This is a genomic window from Paenibacillus sp. NPDC101420 (assembly GCF_050277435.1).
Lineage (GTDB): Bacteria > Bacillota > Bacilli > Paenibacillales > Paenibacillaceae > Paenibacillus_AQ.
On record NZ_JBNNSE010000014.1, the window covers coordinates 42590 to 61887 of the forward strand.

At 45.4% G+C, this 19298-nt stretch carries 19 protein-coding genes; all 19 read left to right on the forward strand.

The features are described 5' to 3' along the window. The first annotated feature begins 26 nt into the window (after positions 1–26). The 19 genes from hpt (at position 27) to lysS (ending at position 19081) form a co-directional block, all read left to right on the forward strand. Positions 27–566 (forward strand): hypoxanthine phosphoribosyltransferase, encoded by a 540-nt coding sequence (hpt, locus tag ACQKMP_RS30115; protein ID WP_042183870.1) that lies wholly within the window; start codon positions 27–29, stop codon positions 564–566. A 109-nt stretch (positions 567–675) separates the two neighbouring features. After that, complete coding sequence (gene ftsH, locus ACQKMP_RS30120) at positions 676–2730, forward strand: ATP-dependent zinc metalloprotease FtsH (protein ID WP_149643860.1); 2055 nt, start codon at positions 676–678, stop codon at positions 2728–2730. A 258-nt stretch (positions 2731–2988) separates the two neighbouring features. Further along, complete coding sequence (gene nadA / locus ACQKMP_RS30125; RefSeq protein ID WP_042183878.1) at positions 2989–3927, forward strand: quinolinate synthase NadA; 939 nt, start codon at positions 2989–2991, stop codon at positions 3925–3927. Positions 3928–3966: 39 nt separating this feature from the next. Continuing rightward, a complete protein-coding gene (gene nadB / locus ACQKMP_RS30130; RefSeq protein ID WP_427472493.1) occupies positions 3967–5583 on the forward strand; it encodes an L-aspartate oxidase in 1617 nt (538 codons plus the stop codon). Further along, positions 5573–6448 (forward strand): carboxylating nicotinate-nucleotide diphosphorylase, encoded by an 876-nt coding sequence (nadC, locus tag ACQKMP_RS30135; protein WP_042183890.1) that lies wholly within the window; start codon positions 5573–5575, stop codon positions 6446–6448. Before nadB ends, nadC begins: the two co-directional genes overlap by 11 nt. After that, positions 6445–7212: a type III pantothenate kinase gene (locus ACQKMP_RS30140; protein WP_427472494.1), complete on the forward strand. Its 768-nt coding sequence runs from the start codon at positions 6445–6447 to the stop codon at positions 7210–7212. Before nadC ends, ACQKMP_RS30140 begins: the two co-directional genes overlap by 4 nt. Before the next feature lie 47 nt (positions 7213–7259). Continuing rightward, the gene (gene hslO, locus ACQKMP_RS30145) at positions 7260–8144 is read left to right on the forward strand and encodes an Hsp33 family molecular chaperone HslO (protein ID WP_042183894.1); all 885 of its coding nucleotides are present in this window, start codon (positions 7260–7262) and stop codon (positions 8142–8144) included. Positions 8145–8152: 8 nt separating this feature from the next. Then, positions 8153–9097 (forward strand): peptidylprolyl isomerase, encoded by a 945-nt coding sequence (locus ACQKMP_RS30150; protein WP_379426099.1) that lies wholly within the window; start codon positions 8153–8155, stop codon positions 9095–9097. 174 nt (positions 9098–9271) lie between these two features. Next, complete coding sequence (gene cysK / locus ACQKMP_RS30155) at positions 9272–10210, forward strand: cysteine synthase A (protein ID WP_042123166.1); 939 nt, start codon at positions 9272–9274, stop codon at positions 10208–10210. Between the two features lie 421 nt (positions 10211–10631). Continuing rightward, entirely contained in the window at positions 10632–12239 is a 1608-nt protein-coding gene (locus ACQKMP_RS30160; protein ID WP_427472496.1) for an anthranilate synthase component I family protein, read from the forward strand. Further along, positions 12236–12817, forward strand: coding sequence for an aminodeoxychorismate/anthranilate synthase component II (gene pabA / locus ACQKMP_RS30165; protein WP_042123170.1), 582 nt, complete (start codon positions 12236–12238; stop codon positions 12815–12817). Before ACQKMP_RS30160 ends, pabA begins: the two co-directional genes overlap by 4 nt. Further along, positions 12814–13695: an aminotransferase class IV gene (locus ACQKMP_RS30170; RefSeq protein ID WP_427472497.1), complete on the forward strand. Its 882-nt coding sequence runs from the start codon at positions 12814–12816 to the stop codon at positions 13693–13695. Before pabA ends, ACQKMP_RS30170 begins: the two co-directional genes overlap by 4 nt. Then, positions 13692–14549, forward strand: coding sequence for a dihydropteroate synthase (gene folP / locus ACQKMP_RS30175; RefSeq protein WP_427472499.1), 858 nt, complete (start codon positions 13692–13694; stop codon positions 14547–14549). The genes ACQKMP_RS30170 and folP overlap by 4 nt, the downstream gene beginning before the upstream one ends. Before the next feature lie 30 nt (positions 14550–14579). Continuing rightward, complete coding sequence (folB, locus tag ACQKMP_RS30180; protein ID WP_042183904.1) at positions 14580–14942, forward strand: dihydroneopterin aldolase; 363 nt, start codon at positions 14580–14582, stop codon at positions 14940–14942. Between the two features lie 11 nt (positions 14943–14953). Next, on the forward strand, positions 14954–15505 hold the full coding sequence (folK, locus tag ACQKMP_RS30185; RefSeq protein ID WP_427472502.1) for a 2-amino-4-hydroxy-6-hydroxymethyldihydropteridine diphosphokinase: 552 nt from the start codon (positions 14954–14956) through the stop codon (positions 15503–15505). Then, on the forward strand, positions 15457–15666 hold the full coding sequence (locus ACQKMP_RS30190) for a helix-turn-helix domain-containing protein (protein WP_076286863.1): 210 nt from the start codon (positions 15457–15459) through the stop codon (positions 15664–15666). The genes folK and ACQKMP_RS30190 overlap by 49 nt, the downstream gene beginning before the upstream one ends. A gap of 40 nt (positions 15667–15706) precedes the next feature. Continuing rightward, positions 15707–16723 (forward strand): tRNA dihydrouridine synthase DusB, encoded by a 1017-nt coding sequence (gene dusB, locus ACQKMP_RS30195; protein ID WP_042183908.1) that lies wholly within the window; start codon positions 15707–15709, stop codon positions 16721–16723. A 201-nt stretch (positions 16724–16924) separates the two neighbouring features. Further along, positions 16925–17404: a transcription elongation factor GreA gene (gene greA, locus ACQKMP_RS30200; RefSeq protein WP_042183910.1), complete on the forward strand. Its 480-nt coding sequence runs from the start codon at positions 16925–16927 to the stop codon at positions 17402–17404. Between the two features lie 156 nt (positions 17405–17560). After that, on the forward strand, positions 17561–19081 hold the full coding sequence (lysS, locus tag ACQKMP_RS30205) for a lysine--tRNA ligase (protein ID WP_179085871.1): 1521 nt from the start codon (positions 17561–17563) through the stop codon (positions 19079–19081). Positions 19082–19298: the final 217 nt, after the last annotated feature.

Consider the following 19298-nt stretch of genomic DNA (forward strand, 5'->3'; position numbering starts at 1 on the left):
TAGTATAACTTAGGAGGTTTCGCAAGTTGCAAAATGATATTCAAGAAGTCTTGATCACCGAAGAGGAACTTCAGCAGAAAATTAAGGAGCTCGGTCGAACACTGAGCGAAGAATACGCAGGACGTACCCCTTTAGTCATTTGTGTACTAAAAGGCGCGTTTATATTTATGGCAGATCTGGTTAAAGCCATTACAGTACCTGTTGAGATGGATTTCATGGCAGTATCTAGCTATGGAGCATCCACCAAGTCCTCTGGTGTTGTCAAAATTATTAAGGATTTAGATGTATCGGTAGAAGGCCGCGATATCTTGATCGTTGAAGATATTATTGACAGTGGCCTTACGCTCAGCTATTTGATTGAGCTACTCCGCAACCGCAATGCTGCTTCTATCAATGTGGTTACCTTGTTTGATAAGCCCTCAGGTCGTACGGTTAATCTGGAAGCCAGCTATACAGGCTTCGTGTTGCCAGACGAATTTGTAGTAGGCTACGGATTGGATTATGCCGAGCGGTATCGGAACCTCCCATATGTTGGAGTACTGAAGCCTGAGATTTATTCCAATTGAACTATTGATTGCCTTGATCATACGGATCGGGCACCCTTGGCTTCCTTTATTTGAGGTGTCCCAAGAGGCTATGGTACAATAACTTGAGTGTTGCGAGAGGAGGTAGGGGATGAATCGGTTCATCCGGAATTCTGGTTTTTATTTGATTTTATTTTTAGTCGTGGTGGGTATTGTCCAGTTTGTGAGCAATGGAAATGAAGCCGCCGATTTCCCTAGATACGACGAGTTACGGCAGGAGATCAAGAGCAACAATGTGAAGGATTTGACGGTTCAGTTTGAGGGTAATGCCTTTTTAGTTACAGGCGAATATAGAGAGTTGCCTGCCGATACTAAATCGAAAAGCTTCTCCACATATATTCCTCCAACAGATGCTGCTATTAATGAACTGATTCAAGCCAGTGATGTTAATGGGATTGAATTAACTCAGAAGAAAATGGAAGGTACCAGCATTTGGCTGACATTCCTTTCTTCTATTATCCCGCTAGTCATTATGTTCATCTTGTTCTTCTTCCTGTTTAACCAGGCGCAAGGTGGCGGCGGTAAAGTCATGAATTTCGGCAAGAGCAAGGCTCGGTTATATAATGAAGAGAAGAAGAAAATCAGCTTCGAGGATGTTGCAGGGGCGGACGAAGAGAAGCAAGAGCTTGTCGAAGTCGTTGAGTTCCTGAAAGATCCGCGCAAATTTGCAGCTGTCGGTGCACGTATCCCTAAAGGCGTACTGCTTGTAGGCCCTCCGGGAACAGGTAAAACATTGCTTGCACGTGCAGTAGCAGGTGAAGCCGGTGTTCCTTTCTTTAGTATTTCCGGTTCCGATTTTGTAGAAATGTTCGTGGGTGTCGGTGCTTCTCGGGTACGTGATTTGTTCGAGAACGCTAAGAAGAACGCGCCATGTATTATCTTTATTGATGAAATTGATGCTGTGGGTCGTCAACGCGGCGCCGGACTCGGCGGCGGACATGACGAGCGCGAGCAAACACTTAACCAATTGCTGGTTGAGATGGATGGATTCGGTGGTAACGAAGGCATTATTATTGTTGCGGCAACTAACCGCGCTGATATACTTGATCCTGCATTACTTCGTCCAGGACGTTTTGACCGTCAAATTACGGTTGACCGCCCTGACGTAAAAGGCCGTGAAGCTGTACTTAAGGTTCACGCTCGTAACAAGCCGCTTACGAAAGATGTAAGACTGGATGTTGTCGCTAAACGCACAACTGGATTCACGGGTGCTGATCTAGAGAATCTGCTAAATGAAGCAGCATTGCTAGCTGCACGTCGTAACCGCAAAGATATTTCCATGATTGAAGTGGATGAAGCCATTGACCGTGTTATCGTGGGTACTGAGAAACGTAGTCGGGTTATCAGTGACCGTGAGAAACGCATTGTTGCTTACCATGAAGCAGGCCACACTATAGCTGGTTATTTCCTTGAGCATGCTGATATGGTGCATAAAGTTACAATTATCCCACGCGGACGTGCCGGCGGATATGTTATTATGCTTCCGAAGGAAGATCGGATGATCGTTACCAAGCAGGAGCTTTTGGATAAGGTTACTGGATTACTTGGTGGACGTGTTGCTGAAGAATTGTTTATTGGTGAGATCGGTACGGGCGCATACAGTGACTTCCAACAGGCTACGCGCATCGTGCGTGCCATGATCATGGAGTACGGTATGAGCGATAAGCTTGGACCTATGCAGTTCGGCTCTTCTCAAGGCCAAGTATTCTTGGGTCGTGATATTGGGCATGAACAGAATTATAGTGATTCCATTGCTTATGAGATTGATCAAGAAATGCAGAACTTTATTACTTCGAGCTACGAACGTTGTAAAGAACTGTTGCTCAAACACTCTAAAGAAATGCACCTGATTGCCAATACGTTACTTGAGAAGGAAACACTTGAGCTTGATCAGATTAAAGAGCTGATTGAACAAGGATTCCTTTCTGAAGATGGTAAGGCTGAGGGCGGCGAAGGCGTTGCGCTTGAAGTTGGCGAACCTGTCATTGATAATATCGGTGATGTGCGTGTCCGCATTCAAGGCAAGTCTGAAGATACTGATTCCACGCCTCCGAACCTATCAAAGGAAATCCCGAACAAACCTGAATCTGAGGGTAATGACGGATCTGATGATGACAATAAAGGCGGCGGAACTAGCCTTACCTAAGCAGGATCACTATTCATAAGATGTAAATTAATCCGGAGAGCGTAATTGCTCTCCGGATTTTTTATTTTAATTTTTAGGTAATTTCATGCTTGGAAGCCTGTCTAGTCACATTGACAGGGGCTGGAACGTTGTGTACATTAGTGATTAATATTACTTACTATTAACATCAGCTTATTCATTTTTTCGGATGATGGCTCATGCCATTTGATAACATCGCACCGGCGTAAAGCCGCGAAGATTTAAGGGGGAGAACAATCGGTGGAAGCTCTGGCACTTGAGCGTAAGCAGGAACAGAATCGAGAACTTCGTATACGTCTTGAACAGCTTAAGAAGGAAAGAAACGCAATCATTTTAGCTCATTATTATCAACGTGATGAAATTCAGGAGGTTGCCGATTTCCGGGGAGACTCTTTTTTACTCGCTCAGAAGGCTGCAGAGACTGATGCAGAGGTTATTGTATTCTGCGGTGTTCATTTCATGGGGGAAAGTGCTAAAATTTTGGCTCCAAACAAAACCGTCCTTATTCCTGATGAACGTGCAGGCTGCCCAATGGCTGATATGGTCAATGTAGACGGTTTGCGTAAGCTTAAAGCGCAACATCCAAATGCTAAAGTGGTGACTTATATCAACTCGTCTGCAGAGATTAAAGCGGAAACTGATATCTGTTGTACCTCTGCCAATGCCGTGAAAGTAATCGAATCCCTCGATGCTGAAGAAATTATCTGGGTACCCGATAAGAATCTTGGTCAATACGTACAAGATCAGACCGGCAAAAAACTGATTATCTGGGAAGGCTATTGCAACACTCATGATATGTTGACTGTTAAAGATGTAGTAGAAATGAGAGCGAAATACCCAGAAGCAGAATTTGTAGTTCATCCAGAATGTCGTCCGGAAGTAGTGGCCATGGGTGATTATGTAGGTAGTACTACATCCATTCTCGAGTATTGCCGGAAATCTGACCGTAAGCAATTTATCGTTGGAACTGAGGATGGTACAGGATATCAGCTTCGTAAAGATAGTCCGGATAAAGAATTCCATTTTGCTACAAAATTTCTTGTTTGTCCTAATATGAAAGTTAACAATCTAAAAAAACTGGTGAAATGCCTGGAGACGATGAAGCCACAAATCTATGTACCGCCTGCTGTCGCCGACAAAGCCAGAACTTCCCTAGAGCGCATGCTACAAGTCCGGTAGTATGCGCTACTCTTTCGTTGAAACAGGTGAAACGCGGTCATGATTCCACAATATTTGGTTGATTTTGATCTTCGGGATATTCCTAAAGTAAAGACAGATTGTATTGTTATCGGTTCAGGGATTGCCGGATTGTTCACAGCTATTAAAGCTAGTGAAGATCGGCGTGTCATTATGATCACAAAGAAATCAGTAATGGAGAGTAATACTCGCTATGCACAGGGGGGGATCGCAGCTGTAATCGCTGAGGACGATTCCCCTGCTTACCACCGGCAGGATACATTAATGGCGGGAGCAGGTCTTTGCTCATCCACAGCTGTCGATGCACTTGTTAATGAAGGACCAGATAGAGTTCATGAGCTAATTCGTTTAGGTACTCTTTTTGATAAGGAAGATGGGGTACTGGCTTTGACGCAGGAAGGAGCGCATAGTCACCGTCGTATTTTGCATGCTAATGGAGATGCTACAGGGTATGAGATTGTTCGTGCCTTGGCTGAACAGGTAGCTGAACATGAGAACATTGAGGTGTGGGATGATCATTATGTCATTGATCTCATCACTGAAGGTGGAGAATGTGTAGGCGCATTGTTGCAGCGTCCCGGCGGCGGACGGTTATTCCTGCAAGGGGATGCGACTATTTTGTGCTCTGGCGGTGCAGGACAATTATTTAGATATACTACCAACCCTGAAGTAGCTACAGGCGACGGGGTAGCCATTGCTTATCGTGCCGGGGCTCATATACGAGATATGGAATTTATTCAATTTCATCCTACAGCATTGAGTTATCCTGGAGCTCCTAGATTCCTAATCTCCGAAGCAGTTCGTGGGGAAGGAGCAGTATTGCGCAATATTAATGGAGAGCGGTTCATGGAACGATATCATGAGTTGCTTGAGCTAGCCCCACGAGATATTGTAGCTCGGGCTATTGTAAGTGAAATGGAGCTTACAAAGTCAACGTTTGTCTATTTGGATATTACGCATGAATCCCCAGAAATGGTGAAGCATCGTTTCCCTACAATACATGAGACCTGTATAGGCTATGGACTGGATATTACAAGTGATTGGATTCCAGTGGCTCCAGCTGCGCATTATATGATGGGGGGCATTAAGACCGATCTGAATGGGGAGAGTACGATTCCTCGCTTGTTTGCTTGCGGGGAGGTTTCTTCCACAGGCGTACATGGGGCTAATCGATTAGCAAGCAATTCATTATCGGAAGCAGTTGTTTTTGGACATCGTATTATTGAGCGGATTCGCCAATTATCTCCGCTTGGACGTGATGTTACATCAGTTAGTAGCAACGAAGGGCGTGTTGATTCGCCAACTCAAGCTATTGTGGAACGCCGTTTGAAGCTACAAAAGGTAATGGTTCGATATGCTGGATTACGACGTAATGAAGAGACCTTGTCTAAGGGAATAGAAGAATTGAAACGGCAGCTACCCATCTTTGGATCCGTATTGACTAAACGAGAGGAATACGAGTTCGCTAATATGCTGACCTGCTGTTTGCTCGTGACAGAGTCTGCTCTAGCACGGGAAGAGAGTCGCGGGGCACATTACCGTGAGGATTACCCGCAGCGAAGTGATGATCAGTGGCGCAAGCACCTGCTTCAAATTCGCGATCTGGGAATAGTGGAGGAATTAAGCGATGATGTTTAATGGTTACAATGAAGAACTAGTACAATCCATTAAGGCTTGGCTACGGGAAGATGTTGGTTCCGGTGATGTAACAACACAAATGACAATACCTGTTGGCCATGAATCTAAAGGGATTATTCATGCTAAAGAAGATGGCGTAATTTGTGGTATCCCGATTGCAGAGTTGGTTTTTGAAATTGTTGATCCTACGCTTAGCTTTACAGCCCTTGTAGAAGAAGGTCAAGCAGTGACAAAAGGGACTGTAATTATTGAGGTAGAGGGAAGCACACATGCAATTCTTACGGGTGAACGGCTTGCACTCAACTTGATGCAGCGTCTTTCCGGTGTAGCATCACGTACGTCATCTTTCGTACAGGTGCTCGATGGATTACCGACTCGTCTAGTAGATACACGTAAGACTACACCAGGACATCGTATGCTGGAAAAATATGCAGTTCGTGTTGGTGGAGGCTTTAATCATCGTTTTGGTCTATATGATGCGGTTATGATCAAGGACAATCATATCAAAGGTGCAGGTGGTATTAGGCAGGCAGTAGGTCGTGCGCGGAAGAACATTCCACATACGATGAGCATTGAAGTAGAGACTGAGAACTTAGAGCAAGTCGAAGAGGCGCTGGCAGCAGGTGCTGATATTATTATGCTTGATAATATGTCTAACGAGATGATGAAGCAAGCGGTGGCTAGGATTAAAGCTAAAGCTCCACATGTGAAGACAGAGGCCTCCGGCAATGTATCGTTAGAAACGGTTCGTGGGATCGCAGAAACAGGTGTGGATGTGATTTCTGTAGGACGCCTTACGTACTCCTTCTCCAGTCTGGATATTAGTCTAGACCTTAATGCCAAGAAGGAAGGGTCCTCATCATGATGCTTGCTGTCGATATCGGTAATACCAATATTGTTCTCGGTGTATACAGAAAGCGCGAATTGTTACATCATTTTCGGCTAAGTACTGCCCGCCAATCCACCGTGGACGAATATGGAGTGCTGATACACAATCTTTTTCAGATGTCAGGGATCTCTGTCAAAGATGTGGAAGGTGTAATTATATCCTCGGTAGTTCCACCTCTGGTTAAGACTATCGTGGATATGTGTATAAAGTATATAGGCAAAGATCCGTTACTCGTAGGACCAGGGATAAAAACGGGACTTAATCTTCGCTATGAGAATCCGCGTGAGATTGGCGCAGACCGGATTGTTAATGCTGTGGCTGCGATTGAACAATATAAATGTCCGCTTGTTGTTGTTGATTTTGGTACGGCTACGACCTTCGACTGTATCGATGCAGGGGCTAATTATCTTGGAGGAGCGATTGTTCCGGGTCTTGTTATTTCTACAGAGGCCTTATACCAGCGGGCGTCGAAACTGCCACGAATTGAGTTGGAGAAGCCTAAAAAGGTTATCGGACGTAATACAGTTCACGCTATGCAGGCTGGTATTATTTTTGGGTATGCAGGCCAAGTCGAGGGGATTGTAAAGCGTATCAAAATCGAGATGAACGCTCCGGAACTGAAGGTTATTTCTACTGGAGGCCTCGCTTCGCTAATTGCGGGGGAGACGGATTGTATCGACGAAGTAAATCCTATGTTAACACTAGAAGGATTACGAATTATTTATGACCGTAACCAATAAAGATAAAGAAGCCTAAAGGGCGAAGAGATAGGAGGGCTATGCACCCAATGGAAAAAAAGAAGGATCGACTTATCCGTGGAACGGCTATGAATGGTAAAGTGAGAGCGTTTGCTGTCCGCACAACAGAATTGGTCGAGGAATTGCGGCGCAGACATGATACGTATCCAACGGCTACAGCCGCACTTGGACGTACAGTTACCGCTGCAGCCATGATGGGCGCTATGCTCAAAGGAAGAGAGAAGCTATGTATCATGGTCAAAGGGGATGGACCGATCGGGCAAATCGTTGCGGAGTCCAATGCGTTGGGAGAAGTGTGCGGTTATGTACACCATCCTCACATTCACTTACCTAGCAATAGTATGGGCAAATTGGATGTTGCTGGAGCCGTAGGAACTGAAGGGTTCATTGATATTATAAAGGATTTAGGTTTGAAGGAACCTTATCGAGGTAGTATTCCTATCATCTCCGGAGAACTTGCGGAAGATTTCACTTATTATTTCGCTGTTTCTGAACAAACCCCAGCTGCAGTTGGCTTAGGTGTATTAGTGGATACCGATGAGTCAGTGATTGTAGCCGGAGGGTTTATCGTGCAGCTTCTTCCAGGACTGACGGATGCGGAGATTACGGAGATCGAAAAAGCTCTAGGGGCTATGCCTTCCGTGACAACACTTCTTGATCAGGGTCTAGAGCCAGAAGAAATGCTGCGTTTTCTTTTGCCGGATGCCGTAGTTATGGATGAACTGGATATTAACTTTGCTTGTCAATGTTCGCGTGAGCGGGTAGAGCAGACATTGGTTAGCTTAGGGCAAGATGAACTGGAGAGATTAATTGCAGAAGATGAGCAGGCTGAAGTTGTATGTCATTTTTGCAACGAGGCTTATGTTTTTAATAAGGACGAATTACAGGTCATTTTAGAACAAGCGAAATCGTAGGGCATGGGATGATGACGAGACAGGAACGTGCACTTCGCAATACGGTTATTATTCTGGCTGTTGCAACTTTAATGCTCGGGGGCCTATTGTTCTGGAGCTTACGCGCCATGGCTCTTCTAAAAGGGGATACAACAGAAAACGAAACACCGGATGCAGCGACTGCAGGCGGATTACCGATAACAGATAAGCAGTGGATGGATGAGCTCAAAAAAAAGCATGGCCACGAAGTGCTGGTTGGAATGATCAATCATATTGTTGTGGAGAAGGAAGCAAAGGCTCTGGGGATTACCGTGACCGACGATGAGGTTGAGCAAGAACTTGCACGAACTATGGTTGGATACGGATCGGAAGAACAGTATTATGCACAAATGCAGTCTCAGCTGGGGTTATCTCGTCAGGAAGTGTTCGCAGAAACGGCTTATCGTCTGACCTTACAAGCAATAGCCACTGATGGTATTACGATTAAGGAAGCTGATATCGATACTTATTTAGACCAAAACACGGAGCGTTTCACTCCCAAAAGGGAATTGGAACTCTCCATGATTAAGGTTTCATCTTATGACGAAGGCGAGCAAGTAATGGATCGCTTGGAGCAGGGCGAGAATTTTGCTGATTTAGCTAGGGAAGTTTCCATTGATGCAGAGAGTCGGCTGCAAGGAGGCCGTTTGGGCAAAGTAGAGGAAGACGATCCTTTTTGGCCTGAGGGACTGCTTAAGACCGCTGCTAGTTTGGATGAGGGTGATATAGCGGGGCCGATTCAGGCGGAGGACGACTTCGCTATCATTCGACTAGAGAGTATTCACACACAAAATATTCCTGATCAAAAGGAAATTCGGGCGCTGATACGTCAAGAGCTAGCGTTGGAGCAAGCACCCCCTCTACAGCAAGTGGAGAGTGATTTGCGCACGAAATATGATGTGGCAATAAATATTGACAACAGCCTGCAAGATTGATAATATGATATTAACGTAAAACCTACCGTTTTAGTCGGAAATAACTAACGGTGGTCCAATATCTATACCCCTTTATAGCAGTTATTATTGCATAATAGGGACACACATACAGAAGAGTAAAGTCACAATTTACGTTCTTATATCGCATTTATCATTCTAAGGAGGTTTTTGCTCATGGCTAAAGTCGTTAACAACGTAACAGAATTGATCGGAGGTACTCCGCTCGTTCGTTTGAATCGTCTGGCACAGGAAGGCTCCGCAGATATTTATTTGAAATTGGAATATCAGAATCCGGGATCAAGCGTAAAAGACCGTATCGCAATCAGCATCGTTGAAGAAGCTGAACGTGAAGGTCTACTGAAACCTGGAGGTACAATTGTAGAAGCAACCAGTGGTAACACTGGTATTGGCTTGGCACTTGTGGCTGCGGCTAAAGGCTATAAGGCAGTTATCGTAATGCCGGAAACCATGAGCTTGGAACGCCGTAATCTACTTCGTGCATACGGAGCAGAATTGGTTCTGACTCCAGGATCGGAAGGCATGAATGGTGCGGTTAAGAAAGCGGAAGAAATTCTGAAAGAGAACCCAAGCTATTTCCCATCGGAGCAATTCAAGAATAAAGCGAACGTGAAGATCCACCGTGAGACCACTGGACCTGAAATCGTTGAAGCTATTGAGTCCATCGGAGGCCCGCTGGATGCTTTTATTGCAGGTATCGGAACAGGTGGAACGATCACGGGTGCGGGTGAAGTGCTGAAGAGCAAATATCCTGACGTGAAGATCTATGCTGTGGAACCTGCTGCTTCTCCAATCTTGGCAGGAGGCAAACCAGGCCCTCACAAAATTCAGGGTATCGGAGCAAACTTCATTCCTGAAATCCTGAACCAGGACATTTATGATGAGATCATCCATGTTGAGAACGATGAAGCATTCGAAACTGCACGCCGTGTAGCTAAAGAAGAAGGCGTCTTGTCTGGGATTTCTTCCGGTGCAGCAGTATTTGCAGCACTTAAGGTTGCTAAAGACCTCGGTCCTGGCAAGAAGGTAGTTGTCATCATCCCAAGTAATGGTGAACGTTACCTGAGCACACCACTTTACAATTTCGAAGCGTAATTGTTTGCAATAACGTAATTTATAAGAGTCTTCATACCACTTTTCTGGTGGTGATGGAGACTCTTTTCGTTGATTATATGGGCAAAAGGCTCTATGGATATATGACGACCTAGACGTGGTAATTTATTATTTTTGAAAAATGCTATGGTTTTTACTGAAGACTTAAAAGCCATAATAATTTCCTATAGCTGGGGGCTTTTCAATAATGCCTTAAGTACAGTATACTGACAGGCAATATACTACTGATGATTAATAATAAGTAATTGCTAGACAAAACTAAGCGAATGCTTACGAAGTAAGTTTTGTTGCGAAGTGATGTCTATGATGTAATGGCTCCATAAAACTAAGCAAATGCTTACGAAGTAAGTTTTATTGCGAAGTGATGTCTATGATGTAATTGCTTCATAAAACTTTTAGGAGGATGGCTTTGGAAATCATAACGACATGGAATGAGTGGGAACAATGGGCAGCTGAAGACTGGAGCATGTTCCCCTTGATTATAAAATCACCCAAGTGCTCGGGGGAATTGCCCGCATCCTGGAAGAAGGCCTGGGAACTAGCTTCCGAATACTCCGTAGTGTTGGAGAGTGGCAAGGGTGGCCGCTATACGTACTTAGGTTTAAATCCTGTATCAATATTAAAAGGCAAGGGAGAAGGCGCTGAGGTGTTTAGCCTTTCTCCCGAATCATTGGGTCATACAGCCGATGAGGGTTCACATGAGACTACAACGCTGATAGGTCAGCCGCTAGAGCTGCTACAGCAGTGGATGTCAGGCTTCACCTCGCCAAGTCTAAACGTTCAGGGCATTCCTCCATTTACCGGTGGATGTATTGGATTTCTAGGGTACGATGTGGTTCGCTCATTGGAGCGTTTACCGTCTCTCGCACAAGATGATCCCGGTTTTCCTGATTATCTCTTTATGAGGATGGATGAGGTATGGATTTATGATCACGAAGAGCATGTGCTTTATTGTGCTGTTCATGTCCCGGTTCCAGCAGAATGTGGGATGGAGGATTTGCAGAACCTTTATCTCGGTGCTATAGAACAGGCTGGGCGAATGGTAGAGCAGTGGCAGTTGATATCCACTGCTTCGGGATTGAACGAAGAGGTCAAAGGTAGCATTGAGGCCCTCACAGATTCCTCAGGGGAGTGGCCGGGTATGACCTCGGCCTTCTCGCCTGAGAAGTTCCAGCAGGCCGTGCTGGACGTTCAGGAATACATCCGCCAAGGCGATGTATTTCAAGTGAACCTCTCGCTGCGCCAGGAGGCGCAGCTGAAGTCCTCGCCGGAGGATGTTTACGAATGGCTGCGCAAGCTCAATCCGTCCCCGTACATGGGGCTCTTGCGGTCGCCCGGCTTCGCGCTATCCAGCGCTTCACCGGAGCTGCTCGTCAAGCTGCACGGGGACAAAGTGAGCGCACGGCCAATCGCCGGCACCCGGCGCCGAGGCCTGACTCCCGCGGAGGATGCCGCCATGGAGGCGGAGCTTCGCGGGAGCGAAAAGGAGATCGCCGAGCATATTATGCTTGTCGATCTGGAGCGCAACGACATCGGGCGTGTCGCTGCATATGGATCCGTCAGCGTGCCTGAGCTGATGACGGTGGAGCGCTACTCTCATGTGATGCATCTCGTTTCGCAGGTAGAGGGCCAGGTCGCACCGGATAAGGATGCTTATGCTGTAATCGCAGCATTGTTCCCAGGGGGAACGATTACAGGCGCGCCCAAAGTAAGAACAATGGAAATCATTGAAGAGCTGGAGCCGGTTCGGCGTGGGCCGTACACAGGATCCATGGGCTTTATTGACTATAACGGAAATATGGAATTAAATATTATTATTAGAACACTGGCTGTAAAGGATGGAGTCGGATATATTCAGACAGGTGCGGGCATCGTGATCGACTCTGATCCCTACCGTGAATACCGTGAATGCCATAATAAAGCCAAAGCGGTAGTGAAGGCAGTACTCTGTAGTGAGTTACAGCAGGAATCCCAAACTACCAGCGGCGCCGAAGGGGGAGAAACACTGTGATCTTGGTCATCGATAATTATGATTCCTTTACGTATAACCTCGTACAGTATTTGGGTGAACTTGGGGAAGAGGTTAAAGTACACCGCAACGATGAAATTACCATTGAAGAGATTGAAAAAATGGCTCCCGATCATATTTTAATTTCTCCAGGACCATGTACACCTAATGAAGCGGGGATCAGTTTGGAATTGTTACATCATTTCAAAGGTATTATTCCGATCTTCGGCGTATGCCTTGGGCATCAGGCGATAGGCCAAGCATTTGGTGGAAATGTTATTCGTGCAGAGCGTTTGATGCATGGAAAGACATCCCCGATTCATCATAAGGGCACGTCGGTTTTTGAAGGTCTGGAGTCTCCTTTTACGGCAACAAGATATCATTCTTTGATTGTAGAGCGCGAGAGTCTGCCGGATTGTCTGGAGATTACAGCGGAGACCGAAGAAGGGGAGATTATGGCACTGCGCCATAAAGAATACCCTATCGAAGGTGTGCAATTCCATCCGGAATCGATTATTACGGATCATGGTCATACGATGCTGCGTAATTTCTTGAAACGGAGAGCCGGAGAAACGGCATGAAATATATAGGATTTAACAATGGTGTCATAGATGCAAGACAAGCCGTGGTTTCCGCCCTGGATCACGGTTTTTTATACGGTATAGGATTGTTCGAGACCTTTCGGACGTATGAGGGAGTGCCTTTTCTGCTGGAGCGTCATTTGAAGCGTATGGCAGAGGGGTGCAAGGAGCTTGGTATTCCATTTGCGCAGGATGTTGAACAGCTGCAGGAGTGGATCCAGCGTGTTATGGACAAAAATGAATTAAAAGAAGCTTATATACGCTATACCGTGACCGCTGGTGAGGATATTCTCGGGTTACCTGCGGGCGACTATTACGAACCCAATCATTTGCTGTACATCAAAGCGCTGCCGAAAGTATCCGAAAAGATATATAGCGAAGGCAAAGACCTGCAACTGTTGTCCTTACGGCGTAACACTCCGGAGGGAGCAGTGCGATTCAAGTCTCTGCATTATATGAATAATATTTTAGCCAAGCGTGAGCTTAGGGGCTATGCCTCTGCGGCGAATGGTGCTGAAGGATTGATGTTAACTGCACAAGAGGTCATAGCAGAGGGCATTGTCAGCAACATCTTTTTTATAAAAAACAATGTTCTCCACACTCCAGATATCTCAACTGGGATTCTACCGGGAATTACCCGGGAAATGGTAATGGAGCTGGCTCGTAGTGCTGGGATTAGGGTAGAAGAGGGCGCATATCATTGGGAGCAGTTAAAAATAGCCGACGAAGTATTTCTTACTAATTCCGTACAAGAAATTGTCCCGGTCACAACGCTTTGGGAAAAAGATAAAAAATTTACCGTAGGCGATGGCCTTTGCGGCAGAATGACTTCGGATTTGATTTCATTCTATAGAGAAAGGACGGGAATACCGAAATGAGACCAGCCATATTCAAGCGGACATACCGCTGTGGAAATACTGATTTGGAATTGGGAAAGCGAACGCTGATTATGGGCATCCTGAATGTAACCCCGGATTCTTTTTCAGATGGAGGACTTTGGGATGATCCGGACAAAGCAGTAGAACATGCGCTACAAATGGCCGCAGACGGTGCTGATATTATAGATATTGGTGGAGAATCTACCCGTCCTGGTCATAAACCAGTGGGGCTTGAAGAGGAATTAGCTCGTGTATTGCCTGTCATCGAGAGTATTCATCGAGCGGCACCGAATATTCCGTTATCTATAGATACGTACAAAGCTGAAGTGGCACGCCAAGCTATTGCTGCTGGTGCCCATATCATTAATGATATATGGGGCTGTAAAGCTGATCCGGAAATGGCGGCAGTGGCAGCTGCTGCGGACTGTCCCATTATTTTGATGCATAACCGGCAGGACCGTGATTATACGAATCTAAGTGCGGATATGTCGGCAGACCTTAAGGAAAGTATTGATCTTGCTTTAGCCGCAGGAGTGAAGCCGGCCAATATCATCTTGGATCCAGGGATCGGCTTTGCGAAGGATTTTAATGAAAATTTGCAGGCGATGATGCTTTTGGACGGGTTGACTGAGTTTGGCTATCCACTGTTACTGGCGACTTCACGCAAAAAATTCATCCGGACCGTACTTGATTTGCCCGCTGATGATGTTGTGGAAGGTACCGCAGCTACAGTAGCCTTTGGTATTGCTCAGGGCTGCCAGATCGTACGAGTGCATGATGTGTCCCTAATAAAACGAACGGTCAAGATGTGTGATGCGATGTTGTATGCTGCACCTCCATTGGTGCGTGAATAAAGATATTTTATAAAAAGGGCGGGTTTAAAGATGGATAAAATGACACTGCATCGAATGGAATATTACGGATATCATGGTGTGTTTGAAGAAGAGCGTAAGCTGGGCCAACGTTTTTACATTGATTTGGAGCTGGAACTTGATCTACAGGGAGCGGGCCAGAACGATGATTTGAACCAAACCGTAAACTATGCTGAAGTGCATGAACTGGTCAAAAACATTGTCGAAATAAAGTCCTTTAAGTTAATTGAGGCTCTGGCAGAATATATTGCATCCTCCGTACTGGACACTTATACTGTTATCAATGCAGTAACGGTAAAGGTAACTAAACCGCATCCGCCATTCGACATTCATTTTCAGGGAGTGACTGTGGAGCTGCGCAGAACTAGAAAGTGAGAACAAAGTCCATGAATATACATTCCACCTCTGAAGAATCAGAGGCTTATATTGCTTTAGGGGCTAATTTGGGCGACCGTGAAGGCACGCTGTCAGAGGCTTTGAACAGACTGAATAATCATGATGAAATATCGGTAGTTCGCTGCTCCAAAGTCTACGAGACAGAGCCAGTAGGTTATTTAGATCAGCCGCAGTTTCTTAATATGGCAGCAGCTTTGCGCACGACGCTTGCGCCAGAGACCTTGCTGGAAGTAATGCTGGGGATCGAAACGCAGCTGGGTCGTATCCGGGATATTCGCTATGGACCGAGAACGGTAGATCTAGATTTATTGTGGGTAGAGGGCCAGGCACTTGATACTCCGCATTTAACGTTACCGCATCCGCGTATGTTTGGGCGTGCATTTGTAATGCTTCCGCTCAGTGATATCGTTCCACAGAATGAACAGTCTTCCGGACTCCGCAAGTTGATTACAGCAGCGCTTCAAGACATAGACGGGAAGGAAGGAATTCGGTTGTGGACAACAAGCGTATGGGACGGAGGGTCAGGGCATTCCGCAAGCTAAAAGGCTATACTCAACAGGAACTTGCGGATCTCACTGGAATTTCCTTGGCTGTGCTTGGCGCAGTCGAGAGGGGCAATAGACGTTTGGAAGATCAAATTTTAGATAAAATTGCGAATGTACTAGGGGTTACAACCGAAGAGTTGGTGAACCCTGACTCATAATTTTTAAGCAATTCAAATAGGAATAATGGAAGTGATACGAATGCTGAAGATTGGCGACATTGAGATGAAAAATCAAGTTGTTCTGGCACCTATGGCTGGGGTGTGCAATCCGGCCTTTCGTCTAATCGCTAAAGAGTTTGGAACAGGTTTAGTCTGTGCGGAAATGGTGAGCGACAAGGCTATTATTCACGGAAATACTCGTACTCGCGAAATGTTGTTCGTGGATGAACGGGAGAAACCGCTTAGTTTGCAGATTTTTGGCGGGGATAGAGAATCACTGGTGCAGGCAGCTAAAGTGGTTGATAAAGAAACCAATGCTGATATTATCGATATCAATATGGGATGCCCAGTGCCTAAAGTAACTAAATGTGATGCAGGAGCCCGCTGGCTTTTGAATCCCGACAAAATCTATGAAATGGTCTCTGCGGTTGTCGATGTTGTCGATAAACCCGTAACCGTGAAAATGCGGATTGGCTGGGATAGCGAGCATATTTTTGTCGAAGATAATGCACGTGCAGTAGAACGTGCCGGTGGCAAGGCTGTCAGTGTACATGGACGAACACGGGAGCAACTCTACACGGGGCGTGCAGATTGGAATTATATCAAGATGGCAAAAGAAGCGGTCTCCATTCCGGTTATCGGCAATGGTGATGTCAATACACCTGAAGATGCTAGGGCTATGCTTGATCAGACCGGTTGTGATGGCGTGATGATCGGGCGTGGTGCGCTAGGTAACCCATGGATGCTGTACCGTACGATTCAGTATTTAAGCACCGGGGAACTGATGCCTGAACCTGGATTGGATGAGAAGATTAAGGTTGCCATTCTTCATATGGATCGGCTGGTTGCACTTAAGGGAGAAGCAGTAGCCGTTCGGGATATGCGTAAGCATATGGCTTGGTATTTAAAAGGCCTGAAGTCTGCTGCACGAGTAAAGGATGTGCTCATGTTAGAGACAGAACGTGATGGAATGGTGAAGATTTTGAATGATTTTGTAGTCCAGCTAAAGCATGAAGAAGAGAATAAGGGTAATGAAATGTCTGCTTCCGCAGTATAAACGTTGTTTTCCTTACGCTTTTTGAACACATCCCACTTTATATGTGGTGTCATTGACATTTTGTAGCGGTTCCAATATAATTTCACAGTATAAAATCGCCGTTACAGTAAGAGCAATGCAGCAGGGAGGGTTCTTATCCTCCTAGATTAGCATATAGTATGGTGTTTTCAATAAATGTATACGACAGGAGAATCGGTTGAGATGAGCGATAAAGAAGTCATCCTTACGCCGGACGGGCTAAAGCGTCTGGAAGATGAGCTGGAATTCCTCAAATCTGTGAAACGCCGCGAGGTTGCTGAACGGATTAAGGTAGCGATTGGCTACGGAGATATCAGTGAGAACTCGGAGTATGAAGACGCGAAGAATGAGCAGGCTTTTATCGAAGGACGCGTTATCACCTTGGAGAAGATGCTTCGCAACGCGCGCATCATTAATAGCGACGAGATCGTTACTGATGTGGTAAGTATCGGTGTTACTGTAAGTGTTGAAGATTTGGAATATGGTGACACTATGGAATACACGATCGTAGGTACAGCGGAGTCCGATCCACTGAATAATAAGATCTCCAACGAAAGTCCAGTAGGCAAAGCCATCATCGGCAAGAAAATAGGCACGATTGTTGACGTTAATACACCTGCAGGCGTTATTCAATATAAAATTCTCGATATCAGAATGAAGTAGTGTACAGATCTTATAGTCTGTAAATAGATGTGCTGCCGAATGTATAAGTAGTTTTCTTGTATGCAGGCAGATAAGGGAACATTGTTTGGGAAAGCTTCCTTAGGGAAGCTTTTTTTCAAAATATAAGGGATTTATATCTGCAAGGGGATGAATAGCATGACCGAGGAAATGAATAATGTGGAGAATGCAGAGAACGAACTTAGTGAGCTTTTGCAAATCCGCCGTGCCAAATTGGACGAGCTAAGAGGACTTGGTATCGATCCTTTCGGCAAAAAGTATGAGCGTACAGCTAACGCTGGCGACCTAGTATCGAAGTATGATGGACTTTCTAAAGAAGAATTGGACGAGCTATCTGTTGAAGTCAGCATAGCGGGTCGCATTATGGCAAAACGTGTTATGGGTAAAGCCAGTTTTGCGCACATCCAAGATCTCAGTGGAAGAATTCAGCTTTATGTTCGTCAAGACAGCATTCCTGAAACGCAATACGCAGCGTTCAATGTTCTCGATCTAGGAGACATCATCGGCGTTCGCGGAACAGTATTCAAAACCAAAACAGGCGAGACCTCCATCAAAGTGCATAATCTCGAAGTCTTGTCCAAGTCCTTGTTGCCGCTTCCTGAGAAATATCATGGTCTTAAAGATGTAGAGCTGCGTTACCGTCAGCGCTATGTTGATTTGATTATTAATCCGGAAGTTCAACAGACCTTTATTGCTCGTTCAAGAATCATTCAATCTATGCGTCGTTATTTGGATTCACTTGGCTATCTTGAAGTTGAGACACCTACACTTCATGCGATTGCCGGTGGAGCTGCAGCGCGTCCGTTCATTACTTACCACAACACGCTTGAAATGCAGCTTTATATGCGTATTGCTATTGAGCTTCATTTGAAACGTCTTATTGTTGGTGGACTGGAAAAAGTATACGAAATCGGTCGTGTATACCGTAATGAAGGAATTTCGACTCGTCACAATCCTGAGTTTACTATGATTGAGCTGTATGAAGCTTATGCTGATTACAAGGACATCATGAACCTTACGGAGAATATGATCGCTCATATTGCCCAAGAGGTATTAGGAACTCAACAGGTCGACTATCAAGGCAAGCCGGTAGATCTGTCACCAGGATGGCGTCGTGTAACTATGGTTGATGCCGTTAAAGAAGTAACCGGTGTTGATTTCAGTGTTCATATGACAGATGAGGAAGCACAGGCTCTGGCAAAAGAGCACCGTGTACCTGTAGAGAAGCACATGTCTTTCGGTCATATCCTTAATGCTTTCTTCGAGCAATTTGTAGAGGAAACTCTGATTCAGCCTACCTTTGTAATGGGACATCCGGTTGAAATCTCACCACTGGCGAAGAAAAACGATGAGGATCCACGCTTCACCGATCGTTTTGAATTGTTTATTGTGGGTCGTGAACATGCGAATGCATTTAGTGAATTGAATGATCCGATCGACCAGCGTCAACGCTTTGAAGCACAAATCCAGGAGAAAGAGCAAGGTAATGACGAAGCCCATGAAATGGACGATGACTTTATCCGTGCTTTGGAATATGGTATGCCTCCTACAGGTGGACTGGGAATCGGTGTAGACCGTTTGATCATGTTGCTTACCAATTCTGCATCTATTCGTGATGTACTGCTGTTCCCGCATATGCGTAACCGTACAAACGAATAGTATTTATACAACAATGAGCACAGGGGAGCTGTCTAGCGGCGGTTCTCCTTGGCTACTGTTGATCAGAAGGTAAAGATTCTGGTATCGTTATGAGGATATATAGCTTAATACTAATTTGTTTGAAAAAAAGTGTTGCAATGAATCTCTATACATGATATATTCTATTTCTGGCCGAGAAACACACATGCCGAGCTCGAAAAAGAAGTTAAAAAAAGAG